Genomic DNA, 15042 nt, shown 5'->3' with positions numbered 1-15042 from the left:
GTTTCGTCAGTAGGGTCCGCCAGCAGCCCGGAGCTGGGCCCGGGTTCGGGCAATGATGACGGGCTGGCGGTAGCGCAACAGATCCGCGCCCACCCGGATGATTCGCCAACCGAGGTCCTCGTATTCGACTGTCTGATCGATGTCCCTCGTCCGTTGATTCGGGTCGGTCCAATGCTGGATGCCGTCGTACTGGACGCCGACTTTCCATTCCGGCCAGCCCATATCGATGCGGCCCACCTGGTATCTGCCGTCGAACACCTCGATCTGGGTGTGGGTCGGCCGCATACCGTTGTCGGTGAACAACAGTCGTAGCCGCGTCTCCTGCGGCGACTCTCCGCCGTAGTCGGCGAGGTCGAGCACCTGCCCGAGTTGCCTCAGTCCCCGAACTCCGGGATGCCGCTCGGCAAGTGCGCGCACCTCGGGGATTTTCAATCGCGTGGCCTGGAGCAAAGCGTCGACCCGAATGACTGCAGCCGTGAGTCCATTACAACGACCGAGATCGAAAGCAGTCCGGGCGGGTGTGGTGGCCTGTATCCCCCGGACCAGACAAATCTCATCCTCGGTGAGCTCATCGCTGTGCAACACGATGCCGGCCTGCCCATGCATGCTCTTCTGGTTGAGTTCGGCGGGTTCATGGTCGCCAATCCACCGCGATCCGTGCAGGGCCGACGCCGACAAGCCGGCCGCCACGCCTCGCCGCCTCGACCACAACCAAGCCGCCTCCGCCTTGTCGGCCGCCGTCAGCTCGGCATCGCGCGGCACGTAGACGTCGCGATAGACCTGCCGATAGCGGGTCCTGAGCTGGTACCGGTTGGCGATGCCGGCCGCCCGCGCCTCGGAGCCCAGAAATGGCATACGAATATGACGGCTACGCGCCGCGCCCGGTTCCATCTACACCGAACATGAGCTTGTGTGCCAAATGCGGCAAGAAGTTGACACACAAGCTCAGTCTCGGCGGATCGATCGGCAGGTATTTACTGAGACCGCTGTTCCCGGTAAATTGGAGACATGACTCAGGCAATGAAGCCCGGTTACCAGAATCTGCTCGACGTGCTGTCCGAAGGTTCGGTGCGACGCCGGTTCGACCCCTACCTCGACATCGCGTGGGATTCGCCGGACATGGCGATCGACCTGCACGATCCACGGTGGGTGCTCTCCCCTGCCATCGACCCGCTGGGCGCCACCGAGTGGTACCAGAACCAGCCGCTCGAACGGCAGATCGAGATCGGCCGCTGGCGCACGCTCAACACCGTCAAGGTGGGCGCGGCGTTCGAGAGCATCCTGATCCGCGGGCTGATGGCCTTCATCATGAAGCTGCCCAACAACTCTCCCGAGTTCCGGTACGCGTTGCACGAGATGACCGAGGAGTGCAACCACATCCAGATGTTCCAGGAGCTGGTCAACCGCTCGGGGACCGACGTGCCCGGCATGCGGAAGCTGTTCTTCAAGTTGTCGCCGTACATCGGCTTGGTCGGCCAGTACTCGCCGACGGCGTTCATGGCCGGCATCCTCGCCGGTGAAGAGCCCATCGATCACTTCCAGAAGGGCATGATCCGCGAGGGCGCCAACCTGCCGCCGGCCGTGCTGCGCACCATGCAGATTCACATCGCCGAGGAAGCCCGCCACATCTCGTGGGCCAACGAATTCCTCAAGACGCACATGCCCGAACGCTCGTGGCGCTTCAAGGCCTTCGCCACCGTCGCCTTCCCGCTGACGTTGCGCTGGCTGGCGCACGAGATCATGGGGTCGTCGAAGTCGTTCGGCAAGCAGTTCGGCATTCCGGAAGACGTTATGCGGCAAGCATTCTGGCGCAGCCCGCAGTCGCGCAAGATCATGGCGAGCTTCTTCGACGAGACCCGCGCGCTGGCCGAGGAGATCGGCCTGATGAACCGCGTCGGCCGCTGGATGTGGAAGCGCTGCGGCATCGCCGGTGAGACGGCCCGCTATCGCAGCGCCCCCAGCCGCGAGGCACAGTTGATCGCCTGATGCCCCACGTCATCACGCAGTCCTGCTGCAGCGACGCGTCGTGCGTCTACGCCTGTCCGGTCAACTGCATTCACCCCACGCCCGACGAGCCCGACTTCCACACCGCCGAGATGCTCTACATCGACCCGGTGGAGTGCGTCGACTGCGGCGCGTGCGTCACCGCTTGTCCGGTCGACGCCATCAAGCACGACGGTTCGCTGGATCCGACCGAGAAGGTGTTCCTCGAGCTCAACGCCGATTTCTACAAGGAGCCCCGGCCCCGTGCGCTGCTGGCGCCCGTCGTGCCGCCGCTGCAGGTCCGGGCACCTGGAGCCCTCAGGGTGGCGATCGTCGGCTCCGGCCCGGCCGCCATGTACGCCGCCGACGAGGTACTGACCATCCCCGCGGCCCGCGTCCGGATGTACGAGCGCCTGCCCCAGCCCGGCGGGCTTGCGCGCTTCGGCGTCGCACCTGATCACCGGCGCACCCGGGGCGTCTCCCGGCAGTTCGACACCATCACCGCCGACGCGCGGCTGGAGCTGATCACCGGGGTCGAGGTCGGCACCGACATCACCCATGAGCAGCTGCTCGCCGACCACGACGCCGTCATCTACGCGGTGGGTGCGTCCACGGACCGGCCACTCGACATACCCGGCGCCGACCTGCCGGGCGTCAGCTCGGCGACCCGGTTCGTGGCTTGGTACAACGGCCATCCCGACTTCGCCGACTGCACCTTCGATCTGTCGCAGCCACGCGCCATCGTGATCGGCAACGGCAACGTCGCGCTCGACGTCGCCCGGATCCTCACCGTCGATCCCGACCGCCTCGCAGCCACCGACATCGCGCCGCACGCCTTGAAAACCTTGCGGCAGAGCAGAATTGAGGAGGTCATTGTCGTGGGACGACGCGGCCTCGCACAGTCCGCGTTCACTGCGCCAGAGCTCGTCGGCCTGACGTCGATGCCCGACGTGGACGTCCTCGTCGCACCACAGGACCTGGCGTCACTGTCCGACACCGATCCGCGCGCCCGCATCCTCGCGGACCTGCCGCGACGGCCCGGCAACCGCCGCATCGTGCTGGAGTACCTGCAGTCCCCTACCGCGATCCTCGGCGAATCGGCCGCAACCGCAGTCGAATTCGCCCGCAACGAACTGGTGGCTGCCGCCGACGGCACCGCGAAGGTCAAGCCCACCGGCGACCTGCACACCGTTACTGCCGGGCTCGTGCTCACGTCGATCGGCTACCGGGGTCGGCCCGTGGCCGACCTGCCGTTCGACGACGCGCACGGTGTCATCCCCAACGACAAGGGCCGGGTAGACGGCGTCGCCGCGACCTACGTGACGGGCTGGATCAAACGCGGCCCGACGGGGTTCATCGGCACCAACAAGTCCTGCGCGCAGGAGACCGTGCGTGCCCTGGTGGCCGACTACAACGCGGGGTTGCTTGCCTGAGCAGCCAGCGCGGCGACGACGGCGACGAGCGGCTCATCGGGGCTGACCTCGAATCCGATGGCCCGCGCAGCGCCGTCGATGACGTACCAGGTGAAGTCGGCGAGGTGGGCGATCATCTCGTCGCGCGTGTGCGTCGGCGCCGAGCTGCGGACCCAGGCGAACAACGTCTCCTCGACCATGGTCACGATCGCCAGCGGGACCAGTTTGAAGGCGCTGTCCTCGACGCCGATGGCCAACTGGATGGCGGCGATGATGCCGTCGGCGCGTTCGATGATGCGCAGCTTCAACTCGCCAACCGCGTCGAGCGTCTCGTCGCCCTCGAATGACGGCCCACTGCGCGCGAACTCGTTGAGCCGCGGATGGTCGATCATCCAGTCCGCGACGGCCTCGATGGTGCGGGTCAGAATCTCGCGCAGCGAGCCGTCGGAGACATCGAGCTTGCCGACCAGGACGGACCCGAAGTCGTCGATCAGATACGACCGCACCCGTCGCTCGAGTTCCTCCTTGCCGGAGGTCTGCCGGTAGATCACCGACTTGGCGACGCCCGCGCGCTTGGCGATGGCCGCGACGGAGATGTCGGCGCCGGGCGGGCTCTCCTCCAGCAGGTCGATCATCGCCAGCAGGATCTGGGACCTGCGTTCGGCGTTGTGCTGCTCCCACCGCGCCTCGTAGCCGCTCACCGCCGCGGGGTTCGGGGCCACAGACATGTGTCCTACGGTAGCCGCTGCCGCACGGGGTGATGCCCGCCACACCCCTGTCACACCTCGCCGGCCTGTCTCGTCCAACCGGTATGACGACAACACCACGCATCGCACCCCTGCCCCCGCAACGCGCCGGACTGCTGACCCGGCTGATGTACCGCTACGCCAAGCGTGAGTTCGGTGAGGTGCCCGAACCGTTCACGGTCGCGGCACACCACCCGCGGCTGCTGGTCGCCAACGCGGTCCACGAGACCCTGTTGAAGAGCGGTTCGAAAACGCTGCCCGACGCGGTCCGCGACCTTGCCGTGTTGTGGACCGCGCGGACGGTGGGCTGCTCCTGGTGCGTCGACTTCGGCACCATGCTGATGCGCCTGGAGAGCCTGGACACCGAACGGCTCAGGCACATCGACGAGTACGCGACCTCACCGTTGTTCACCGACGACGAGCGGGCCGCCATTGCCTACGCCGATGCGATGACCACCGATCCGCACAACGTGACCGATGAACAGGTCGACGATCTCAAGCGCCGGTTCGGCGAGTCCGGTGTCATCGAGCTGACGTATCAGATCGGCGTGGAGAACATGCGGGCCCGGATGTACGCGGCGCTCGGTATCACCGAGCAGGGCTTCAGCTCGGGTGACGCATGCCGGGTGCCGTGGGCGCAGTGATCCGGGGCGCTGGCCTCACAGCCTGGTCAGGTGGTAGAACACGTTACAGAAATAGCGGTCGCAACCGCTGAAACCACCTGCTCAGCAAGGAGCGACCGTGCACTGGTACACCGGCAACACGTTCTATGACACGGTGCTGACGGCAGCCTTCGCGTTCGCCGCATTCGTGATCATCGGCGGTTTCTTCGCACAGAGTTCGTATGGGCGGTTCTCGACGACGAAACTCGGCTTGAATCTCAACCCGAAGCTCGGCTGGTGGCTGATGGAGATCCCGGCGACGGTCGTGTTCCTGGTCAGCTACCTGGCCGGGCCGCACCGCTTCGAGCCGACATCGCTGGTGCTGGCCGGGATCTGGCTGCTGCACTACGCCAACCGGGGCTGGTTCTTCCCGCTGGCGATCCGCCAGGCGCCAGGCAAGCGCGGCACCTTCAACGTGTCGGTGATCGTGATGGGCATGCTCGTCACGTCGATGCACGGCTACCTCAACGGCACGCTGTTCAGCCACGACTTCTTCGGGCAGTACACCACCGCATGGCTGACCGATCCCCGATTCCTGGTGGGGCTGGTGGTCTACCTGTGCGGCTTCGCGCTGCTGGTCAACTCCGAATCGATCGTGCGAAACCTGCGCGACAAGAACAACCCCGGTGGTGCCGAGTACCGGATTCCGTTCGGCGGCGGCTTCCGGTTCGTCACCAGCCCGGCGTACCTGGGCGAGCTCATCGCCTGGTCCGGCTTCGCGCTGCTGACCTGGGCGCTGCCCGGTGTGGCCATCCTGTTGATCACCGCGGGCAATCTGATTCCCCGCGCGCTGGGCACCCATACCTGGTACCAGGAGAAGTTTCCCGAGTACCCGACCGACCGCAAGGCACTGATCCCCTACGTCCTCTGAGCCGCTAATCAGACCGCAGCGGTGACGCCGTGAACTTGTCCGGGTTCGCGATGTCCCACAGCGCGACAACCTTGCCGTCGCGCACGGCCAGCGCCGTGACACGCGGCAGCATCTCGGGATGCTCGCCGTCAGCCGGCAGGCCGGGGCTGTACGCGCCGAGCTCGCCGTTGATGAGCGCCAACTGCGACGTCGAAAGCCATTGCGGCCCATAACGTCTGGCCAGCCCGAACAGGAACCGTGCGACTTTGTCCGCGCCGACGATGGTGCGGGGCGCCGTCGGTGCCCGACGGTTGGAGTCGCCGGTGAACGTGGCATCGGGGTGCAGCAGTTCGACGACGGCGGCCATGTCCCCACTGGCGAGCGCGGCCATCAGCTTGCCGACGACCTCGTTGTGGCCGGCGTCCGGTGGCGGCGGCGGGGCCTCGGCGACAGCGCGCCGGGCGCGTGAGGCCAGCTGCCGCGCGCTTGCGTCCGTCACGCCGAGCACCGACGCGATCTCGGAGAACGGCACCGCGAAGCCGTCGTGCAGGACGAAGGCGACCCGCTGGTCGGGCGTCAGCCGCTCCAGCACCACCATCGCGGCGAAGCGGGCGTCCTCCCCCGCGACCACCGCGGCCAGTGGGTCCGCGGCGTCGAATCCCGTCACCACCGGTTCGGGCAGCCACTCCCCGAAGTACGCCTCGCGGCGGTGCGCAGCGGACCGCAACCGGTCCAGGCCGAGGCGGCTGACGACCGTCGTCAGCCAGGCGCGGGGCTGTTCGATGGCGTCGACATCGGCACTGTGCCAACGCAGCCAGGCGTCCTGCACGATGTCCTCGGCGTCGGCGTACACACCGGTCAGCCGGTAGGCGACGGACAGCAGGTGCGGGCGCAGCCGCTCGAACTCATCGGTGTCCTGCGCTGTGGTCACCCCACCAACCTACGACTCGGTGTTCGAGGGCGGCGAACCGTAGCATCTCTTCGGCAAATCAACCGGGATGAGCAGGGAGCAGATGACCACGCCGGCACCAGACATCGTCGCCCCAGACAAAGGCCTCAAGCGGGGCGCCCTCGGTCTGGTGTCCAGCGTGGTGGTCGGGCTGGCGTCCACCGCACCGGCATACAGCCTGGCGGCGACGCTCGGCCTCGTCATCGCCGCCGGCGGCACGCTGCTCGCCGGGGTCAAAGCACCTGCGATCATGCTCATTTCGTTCGTGCCGATGTACCTCATCGCCGTCGCGTACCAGGAACTGAACAAGGCCGAGCCCGACTGCGGCACCACGTTCACCTGGGCGGCCCGGGCCTTCGGTCCCGCCGTCGGCTGGCTGGGCGGCTGGGGCATCATCGCCTCCGATGTCATCGTGATGGCCAATCTCGCGCAGATCGCGGGGTCGTACTCGTTCACGTTCGTCGGCGACCTGGGTTGGCATTCGGTCGCCGGTCTGGCGAGCAGCACCCTGTGGTCGACGGTGGCTGGCGTCATCTGGATCATCCTGATGACGTACATCTGCTACCGCGGCATCGAGGTGTCGGCGCGGCTGCAGTACGTGCTGTTGACGGTCGAGGTCGTCGTGCTGATCGTGGTGTCGGTCGTGGCGCTGGTGAAGGTCTACACACACCACGGGCACGCCTACTCGATCATGCCGTCGTGGTCCTGGTTCTGGCCTGGCGGAATGGATTTCGGGACGGTGATCGCGCCGGCGGTACTGGCCACCATCTTCATCTACTGGGGTTGGGACACCGCCGTGGCGTGCAACGAGGAGTCCGACGATCCGGGCCGCACCCCCGGCCGCGCCGCCGTCATCTCGACGTTCCTGCTGCTCGCCACCTACGCGCTGGTGACCGTCTCGACCATCGCGTTCGCGGGCGTGGGCACCGAAGGCATCGGGCTGGGCAACCAGGAGAACGCCAAGGACGTGTTCACCGCCATCGGGCCATCGCTGTTCGGGGACAGCGTGATCGGGAAGATCGGCATGCTGCTGCTGTCGGCGTCGATCCTGACGTCCGCGGCCGCCTCGACGCAGACCACCATCATGCCGACCGCGCGCACGACCCTGTCGATGGGCGTATACCGGGCGCTGCCAGAGAGTTTCGCGAAGATTCATCGCCAGTACCTGACGCCCACCACCTCGACCATCGTGATGGGCGTGCTGTCGGTGCTGTGCTACGTGCTGTTCACCGCGATCAGCACCGATCTGTTGACGGCACTGATCGGTTCGGTCGGTTTGATGATCGCCTTCTACTACGCCCTGACGGGCTTCGCCTGCGCCTGGTTCTACCGAAAGACGTTGACCCGCAACGTGCGTGACTTCGTGATGCGCGGCGTGCTGCCAGTGCTCGGCGGCATCACGCTGTCGGTGGTGTTCGGCTACGGCCTGGCCCAGTACAGCAAGCCGGACTGGCTCAAGGACGAAAGCCAGCATGACGTCACGATTTTCGGCTTCGGCGCGGTGGGTGTGGTCGGTGTCCTCGGGCTGCTGCTGGGGGTGGTGTTGATGTTCGCCTGGCGCGTCGCGCAGCCCGCGTACTTCCGTGGGCTGACGCTGCCGCGGCGCCATGACCTGGTGCTCGATACGCCGGCCGCCGGTCATGCCGGACCGGCGCATTTCGGCTTGCCGGACTCGGGTGACATGCCGACGGTCATCGCCCCGGACCTGTCGAACCTGCCCCCAGGTGAGACGGCGGTGGACACGGCGACCGGCGAACAGTTCCGTCGCGACTGACGGGGTAGCCCACTGGCCGGGGTCGATCCCGCCTGCGCAGATCGCGAAAATCGCTGATTCGTCTGCCAATTGGGGTTTTCTCGCCTGCTGACACGTAACAAGCGTTACCGTCTACACGTGCCGCACAAGCCGCCCATCAACCCGGTGCGCTGGACCCCACCGCCGGTCGACGCCCTGCCCGATTTCCCGTCTGCCGACCTGACCATCGTGCCGATGCCCGGCGATGCCCCGGAGGACGTTGTCGTCGGTGCCGACGGCACGTTGTGGACCGGCCTTGTCGACGGCCGGATCGTGCGGGCCTCCGCCGACGGCGACACGGATGTGGTGGCCGATACCGGCGGCCGGCCGCTGGGGTTGCACGTCGCGCGCGACGGGCGGCTGCTGGTCTGCGACAGCTACCGGGGGCTGCTGTCGCTGGATCCCGGCACCGGCGCCCTGGAGGTGCTGGTGCCCGACATCGACGGGCGGCCCCTGCGGTTCTGCTCGAATGTGACCGAAACCGAAGACGGCACAATCTATTTCACCGAGTCGACCAGTTCCTTCCACTACGAGCATTTCCGCGCCGCGATCCTCGAGGCCCGCGGGGACGGCGGACTGTACACACTGGCGACCGACGGCGCGGTGAGCACGCTGTGCGACGGCCTGTACTTCGCCAACGGCGTCACCGCCACCGCCGACGGCACCGCGCTGGTGTTCGCCGAGACGCAGGGGCGCAGGCTGTCGAAGTACTGGCTGTCCGGGCCACAGGCCGGCACCATCACGCCGCTCGCGATCAACCTGCCCGGCATGCCCGACAACATCTCGACGGGCGCCGACGGCCGGATCTGGGTCGCGTTCGTCACCCCGATCAACGCCGCCGCGGAGTGGCTCGCCCCGCGACCGACCATTCTGCGCCAATTGGTGTGGCGACTGCCGGACGCGCTGCAGCCGCAGATGGCGTTGGAGGTGTGGTGCGTCGCTTTCGACCCCGACAGCGGCGCCGCGGTCGCGGGCGTGCGCGGCAAGCACCGTCAGTTCGGACAGGTGACCGGACTCGTCGAGCACGACGGGCGACTGTGGATGAGCTCCATCGGGGTGCCCGCGCTGGCACACTGCGCCATCCCCGAGCGCCGGTAGGCCTCGGTTAGCTAATTCACATTTGTAACTTCAACCCCAATTGTCACAGCGCGGCAACACGGGATCCGGTGGTCCGTCGCCTAATCTGACGACACCATGGCGACCACCCGATCAACGGCACAACGCGCTGCAGCCCTGGCAGCAGCGTTTTTCCTGACGGCCGCACCGGCGTTGGCCTATGCCGAACCCGACCCGCCGGCCGCAGACCCATGCCCGTACCGGGTGAACACCCCGCCCGCGGTCGACCAGTCCGAGGTACCGAAGGCGGGCGACCCGCCGGCCCCGATCCCCGTGCCGGCCACGCCGCTCGGCGGGGACCTGATGGGCAGCTGCGGCGTCGTCGCCGCACCGGACATGCCGCCGCTGCCCGGCGACGTCTCCGCTGACGCCTGGATCCTGGCCGACCTCGACAACGGCGACATCATCGCCGCCAAGGACCCGCATGGCAGGCACCGGCCGGCCAGCATCATCAAGGTGCTGATCGCGACCCAGGCACTGCGTGAACTGCCCATCAACAAACGCGTCACCGGTACACCGGAGGACGCTGCCGCCGAGGGCACCCGCGTCGGCGTCGACGACGGCGGCGTCTACACCGTCAACGACCTGCTGCACGGCTTGCTCATGCACTCGGGCAACGACGCGGCGCACGCACTGGCGATGCAGGTGGGCGGCATGGACACCGCGATCGACAAGATCAACGACCTGGCCGCCAAGCTGGGCGGCCGCGACACCCGGGCGGCCACGCCGTCCGGCCTCGACGGCCCCGGCATGAGCACGTCGGCCTACGACATGGGTCTGTTCTACCGCTACGCCTGGCAGAACCCGACGTTCGCCTCGATCGTGGCCACACAGAAGTACAACTTCCCCGGCCACCCGGCCAAGCCCGGCGAACCCGGCGATCACCCCGGCTACGAGCTGGAGAACGACAACAAGCTGCTCTACAACTACCCGGGCGCGCTCGGCGGCAAGACCGGTTACACCGACGACGCCGGGCAGACATTCGTCGGCGCCGCCGACCGCGACGGGCGCCGCCTGGTCGCGATCCTGCTGCACGGCACCCGCGTGCCGATCGCGCCGTGGGAGCAGGCCGCACGCCTGCTGGATTACGGCTTCGCGACCCCGCCCGGCACCAAGGTCGGCACCTTGATCGAGCCGGACCCGTCGCTCACCCAGCGCAAGCCCGACGCCAAGCATCCCGCGGCCGCCCAGGCCTTCGACGGCCTGCCGCCGGTGGACGCCGTACCGATCCGCGTCGGCGTCGGCGTGGTCGGGGCCGCGGTGGTGCTCTCGCTGATGATGGCTGCCCGTTCGATCAATCGGCGCCCTCAGCACTCCAATCGGTAGAGACTGACGGGCGATGACGCTCATCTCGGCTGGGACCGTTGTTTTCGGAGGCTCAGCGCTCGAGGCTGTGGTCCGGCCCGGGTGGCTGGAGATCGACGACGACCGCATCGTGGCGTGTGGCGGCGGTCCCCCGCCTCGCGGCGTCGACGCCGACTTCTCGGACGGTGTCGTGGTGCCGGGATTCGTGGACATGCATGTGCACGGTGGCGGCGGATTCTCCTACAGCACCGACGATCCCGGCGACGTGGCGCGCGGAGCAGATTTTCATCGTGTCCACGGGACCACCACGACCCTGGCCAGCCTGGTCACGGCCGCGCCGGAGGTCCTGCTGGCGCAAATACAGACCCTGGCCGACGCGGTACGCGCCGGCGTCGTCGCCGGGATTCATCTGGAAGGCCCGTGGCTCAGCTCGGCACGCTGCGGTGCGCACGACGTCACGCAGCTGCGGGACCCCGACCCCGCTGAGATCGATTCCGTCCTCGCCGCCGGCGACGGCGCCATCCGCATGGTCACCATCGCCCCGGAGCTGCCCGGCGCCGACGTCGCGATCGAGCGGTTCGTCGACGCGGGAGTCATTGTGGCCGTGGGACATACCGACGCCAGCTACGAAGAGACCAAGCGGGCGCTGCAGCTGGGCGCCACCGTCGGCACGCACGTGTTCAACGGCATGCGTCCGCTGCACCACCGCGATCCGGGGCCGGCGCTCGCGCTGCTGGAGGACTCCCGGGTGACCGTCGAGCTGATCGCCGACGGCGTGCACCTGCACCCTGCGCTCGTTCACCAGGTGGCGGTCACCGCGGGCTCTGATCGCGTCGCACTGATCACCGACGCGATGGCGGCCGCCGGCATGCCCGACGGGTCGTACCAACTGGGCGGGCTCGACGTCGAGGTCAGCGGCTCGGTGGCGCGGCTGCGCGAGCGGTCCACCATCGCCGGCAGCACAGCGACCATGGACGCCTTGTTCCGCACGGCGGCAACGGGTTTGGAAGCGGCCTCGGATTCGGCATTGCGGCACGCGGTGGCGATGACGGCGACGACGCCGGCGCGCACGCTGGGCCTCGACGACGTCGGCACGTTGGCGCCCGGGATGTCTGCCGACTTCGTCGTGCTGGACCGCAAGCTGCAGGTCCGTGCGGTGGTGCGGCGCGGGGTGTGGGCGGCCTCCGGCGCTGTCTCTCCCCGTTGATCCCGCGCCCAGGGCGTATTTGTGCGAGTGGCACGCGCCGCCACGTCAAGGTCAACGAAAGTGACCGCTGCGATGGCGTTGAGCCTGTGATCAGGGCGAGGTCTTGCGAGTAACCGTGTACGTAGACGCACGATCAATCGGATGTCGAGAAGCCAGGTCCGCGAGCCTGACCACACGGCGAAAATCCGCCCGAAATATCACCCTGTGGTCAGGTTCGTGGGCGCTGGGCCCTCAGATGACGATGAGCGGCAACGCCTTCCCCAGATCAGCGCCCGCGGCGATGGACATCCGCTGCCTGCCCAGCGCCGGCCACGCCTGTACCGCGCAGAACGGCGCGCACTGGTCCTGGCTCGAGCGGGTGCCGACATGGACGCAGCACTGCACCAGGCGTTCTTCGATCATGGTCGAGATGTCCATGAACGGCTTGACGGTGATGCGAACCACCCGCTCCCCCAACAGCTTCCGCACCCGGTTCTTTCCACCCGGCAGGGCGGACGACGCGAGCGCCAGCAGCGTCGGCATGCCCAGATCGCAGTTCTGACAGATGGTGCGCCACACGTCGCCGATCCCGGGATGCGACAGCGAAGACTGCTCGGACAGCAGGCCCAGCAGTGATTCCCGCACCGCCAGCTGCAGTTCCTGCGGCAGCTCGCTGTCGGCAATCCTGTTGGACACCAAACCGAGTCGTTCTTTGAGAATGTCATGGCCGATCAGCGAGACCAGCGACCGCCATTGCCCGGAATCGTCGCGCAGCACATAGCCGACGGAGCAGCAGTGCGGATGCGAGCACGGCAACGCGGTGAGGTCCTGCCAGGTCACGAGCCCGTCGGTCTGGGGGCCGAGCCTGCTCAGCACACCGGTGTGGGTCAGCCGGTCGTGCGCGTCCAGGTCCCCTGACCGCCCTGACCCGAACTGCGGCTGAATGGTGATGCCGCCGACGTAGGGAGTGTCCAGCGCCAGCTGGACCATGTCACCGATCTCGTCGTCGTTGACGCCGAGCGCAGCGGCCATCACCAGCGTCGTGAAAATCCGACTCTCCGAAAGGCGTTGCAATGTCTGCGTTTTCAACTTGCCGAGGTCGCCGCCACGGTGGTGCCGGTGCGCCCTCTCGGAGAGCCCGTCGTACTGCAGATACACCTCGACGCGGTGCCGGTGCGTACTGAGCAGCGCGAGGAGGGCATCATCGGTGGCGATCCGGATGCCATTGGTGTTGACCAGGATTCGCGTGATCGGCCGGTTGGTCAGTTCGTCGAGCAGTTCGGCCAGATCGGGATGCAGTGTCGGCTCCCCACCGGAGAGCATCAGCACATCCAGCCGCCCGTTCTCCCGGGCCAGCCGCTGATCGACGTTCGCGAGCACCTCGGCGACCGGCACCACATTGCGCAGATCGGGCGAAGAATCGGTGAAGCAGGTGGGACACCGCAGATTACAGACCTCGGCGATGTCTTCGAGCAGGATGCAGGTGTGCTGGGTTTGCATCTCCGGCAGCCCGCGCAGATAGGCGGACGGGATCGGATCGAAATTGCCTGCCACATCAGGGATGTGCCCCTTGGTCGGGGCGGTCCACTCCTCCAGATAGGACAGGATCTCGGGGTTCTCGTCGTAGAGCGTGCGCACCAGACCGTGCGCAGGGCACCCCCGCTCCAGCCACACGCGTCCGTCTCGTTCGACTAGCCGGCCGGAGAGGCGCGCGACGTCGGCAAGCGGCCGCTCCGGCGCCTCATGGTGGCAGCTCGGGCAGTACGCCGTCACGTACCGCAGTAACCGGTCACCGCGTAGACCCATGCCGGCCGTCATGTGTACATCGTGGGGTTCAGGCCGGTGCAGTAGCCGACGGTCAGGATCGAGGTGAGTGCCCAGCCGATCATCAGGCCGAGGCCCAGCCCCTTGGGCACGGGGCTGCCGGTCTTCCACAACGCGAAGCCACCCCCGAAGGCAACGAGAGCCAGCAGCGCCGCACCGAACGCCAGCAGCACCTTCCCCTGGTCAGCCAGCATCACGGTGCCGAACCCGATGACGAAGTTGAGCACCGGAAACATGAAGACACCGCCGATCACGCCACCGACCGAGATCGCGTTGGGGTTCGGCACGTTCGGTGCCGGATACCCGTACTGCGGATATTGCGGCGGGTATTGCGGGTACTGCGGTGGATATTGCGGGTACTGGGGCGGGTTCTGACCGGGCGCTGGGCCATTGCCCGGCTCGTCGTCTGGATAATCAATTGGCGGCTCGGACACGGTCACCCTCCCTGTCTGCGGACGAAATCCGGTAGTAGCCACGGCAATAGCCACGCCAGACCCGGAAGCCCACGAGCGCCATTGACGGCAACAGCACCCATTGCGGCCGCGTCAGGTCCAGCCACACCGTCTCGTTGGCACGCACGAACTCGACGAAGAAGCGGAACACCGCATAGGCGGCGATGTAGATGACGAACAGCTCGCCGGGATGGGTGATGCGCGGCCGCAGCCACATGAGCACCGCGAAAGCCGCCAACTGGAAAGCGATTTCGTATGCAAATGACGGGTGCATGGCGAGCCCGGCGACGCACCCCGGGCATTCGGGGGTACTGGCCGGCGCATGTACTCCCCAGGGCAGTGTCGTCGGGCGTCCGGGCGCCTCCGTCAGCAGGCAGCCGATTCTGCCGATCGCCATCCCCAGCGCGACCGCGGGCGCGAACAGGTCGCCCGTCTTGCCGCGATATCCGCCGAGCCGCTTGGCGATCAGCACGCCGAGGTAGGCACCGAGCAGTCCGCCGAGGATGCTCTTGGAGCCGTACTCCCACGCCTGCGCGACAGTCGGGTTGGCGCTGAAATCGAGGTGGCGCGCCAACCCCGACGCCCGCATGCCGATCGCCCCGCCGACAAGGGCGCCGGTGACGGCCACCAGTGACTGTTCGTTCACCGCGCCGCGGCGGCGCGCCTCGTGGACGAACACGATCACGGCGGCCAGCACACCCAGCCCCACGAACAGACCGTGCACCGGCACCTGCACCGGTCCGATCTGCCACTGCGGGATCATTG

General features: G+C 67.4%; 14 protein-coding genes. 8 read left to right on the top strand and 6 right to left on the bottom strand.

Features of this window, described 5'->3' with window-relative positions; all coding sequences use genetic code 11:
- Positions 1-6 precede the first annotated feature (6 nt).
- Positions 7-891, bottom strand: coding sequence for a hypothetical protein (locus G6N46_RS26290; protein WP_234880736.1), 885 nt, complete (start codon positions 889-891; stop codon positions 7-9).
- Between the two features lie 117 nt (positions 892-1008).
- On the opposite strand from G6N46_RS26290, the gene G6N46_RS26285 reads away from it, so the two are divergent.
- Both G6N46_RS26285 and G6N46_RS26280 read left to right on the top strand, forming a co-directional pair.
- A complete protein-coding gene (locus G6N46_RS26285; protein WP_138250153.1) occupies positions 1009-1986 on the top strand; it encodes an AurF N-oxygenase family protein in 978 nt (325 codons plus the stop codon).
- Positions 1986-3416 (top strand): FAD-dependent oxidoreductase, encoded by a 1431-nt coding sequence (locus tag G6N46_RS26280; RefSeq protein WP_138250154.1) that lies wholly within the window; start codon positions 1986-1988, stop codon positions 3414-3416. Before G6N46_RS26285 ends, G6N46_RS26280 begins: the two co-directional genes overlap by 1 nt.
- Here the strand turns inward: G6N46_RS26280 and G6N46_RS26275 are convergent.
- A complete protein-coding gene (locus tag G6N46_RS26275; protein WP_167526438.1) occupies positions 3392-4123 on the bottom strand; it encodes a TetR/AcrR family transcriptional regulator in 732 nt (243 codons plus the stop codon). The genes G6N46_RS26280 and G6N46_RS26275 overlap by 25 nt on opposite strands.
- 83 nt (positions 4124-4206) lie before the next feature.
- On the opposite strand from G6N46_RS26275, the gene G6N46_RS26270 reads away from it, so the two are divergent.
- Together G6N46_RS26270 and G6N46_RS26265 are read left to right on the top strand one after the other, a co-directional pair.
- A complete protein-coding gene (locus tag G6N46_RS26270; RefSeq protein WP_138250155.1) occupies positions 4207-4785 on the top strand; it encodes a carboxymuconolactone decarboxylase family protein in 579 nt (192 codons plus the stop codon).
- A 97-nt stretch (positions 4786-4882) separates the two neighbouring features.
- On the top strand, positions 4883-5674 hold the full coding sequence (locus G6N46_RS26265; protein ID WP_138250156.1) for a phosphatidylethanolamine N-methyltransferase family domain-containing protein: 792 nt from the start codon (positions 4883-4885) through the stop codon (positions 5672-5674).
- Positions 5675-5678: 4 nt separating this feature from the next.
- Here G6N46_RS26265 and G6N46_RS26260 read toward each other — a convergent pair whose 3' ends face one another.
- Positions 5679-6584, bottom strand: a complete 906-nt coding sequence (locus G6N46_RS26260) for a sigma-70 family RNA polymerase sigma factor (RefSeq protein ID WP_138250157.1) — start codon at positions 6582-6584, stop codon at positions 5679-5681.
- Positions 6585-6666: 82 nt separating this feature from the next.
- Between G6N46_RS26260 and G6N46_RS26255 the strand changes: the two genes are divergently transcribed.
- From G6N46_RS26255 to nagA, 4 genes are all read left to right on the top strand, one after another.
- Complete coding sequence (locus G6N46_RS26255) at positions 6667-8376, top strand: APC family permease (protein WP_138250158.1); 1710 nt, start codon at positions 6667-6669, stop codon at positions 8374-8376.
- A 117-nt stretch (positions 8377-8493) separates the two neighbouring features.
- Entirely contained in the window at positions 8494-9492 is a 999-nt protein-coding gene (locus tag G6N46_RS26250; RefSeq protein WP_138250159.1) for an SMP-30/gluconolactonase/LRE family protein, read from the top strand.
- Between the two features lie 96 nt (positions 9493-9588).
- The gene (locus G6N46_RS26245) at positions 9589-10836 is read left to right on the top strand and encodes a D-alanyl-D-alanine carboxypeptidase family protein (protein WP_138250160.1); all 1248 of its coding nucleotides are present in this window, start codon (positions 9589-9591) and stop codon (positions 10834-10836) included.
- 13 nt (positions 10837-10849) lie between these two features.
- Entirely contained in the window at positions 10850-12022 is a 1173-nt protein-coding gene (gene nagA, locus G6N46_RS26240) for an N-acetylglucosamine-6-phosphate deacetylase (RefSeq protein ID WP_138250161.1), read from the top strand.
- Between the two features lie 231 nt (positions 12023-12253).
- On the opposite strand, the gene G6N46_RS26235 is transcribed toward nagA, so the two are convergent.
- Genes G6N46_RS26235 through G6N46_RS26225 form a run of 3 tightly spaced genes read right to left on the bottom strand, consistent with a single transcriptional unit; the run spans position 12254 to position 15040 of the window.
- Positions 12254-13819 (bottom strand): radical SAM protein, encoded by a 1566-nt coding sequence (locus tag G6N46_RS26235; protein WP_138250162.1) that lies wholly within the window; start codon positions 13817-13819, stop codon positions 12254-12256.
- Positions 13816-14259, bottom strand: a complete 444-nt coding sequence (locus G6N46_RS26230) for a hypothetical protein (protein WP_138250163.1) — start codon at positions 14257-14259, stop codon at positions 13816-13818. The genes G6N46_RS26235 and G6N46_RS26230 overlap by 4 nt, the downstream gene beginning before the upstream one ends.
- Positions 14240-15040: a prolipoprotein diacylglyceryl transferase gene (locus G6N46_RS26225; protein WP_138250203.1), complete on the bottom strand. Its 801-nt coding sequence runs from the start codon at positions 15038-15040 to the stop codon at positions 14240-14242. Before G6N46_RS26225 ends, G6N46_RS26230 begins: the two co-directional genes overlap by 20 nt.
- Positions 15041-15042: the final 2 nt, after the last annotated feature.

The organism is Mycolicibacterium phocaicum (assembly GCF_010731115.1).
Lineage (GTDB): Bacteria > Actinomycetota > Actinomycetes > Mycobacteriales > Mycobacteriaceae > Mycobacterium > Mycobacterium phocaicum.
This window is presented reverse-complemented; position numbering and strand designations above follow the sequence as displayed.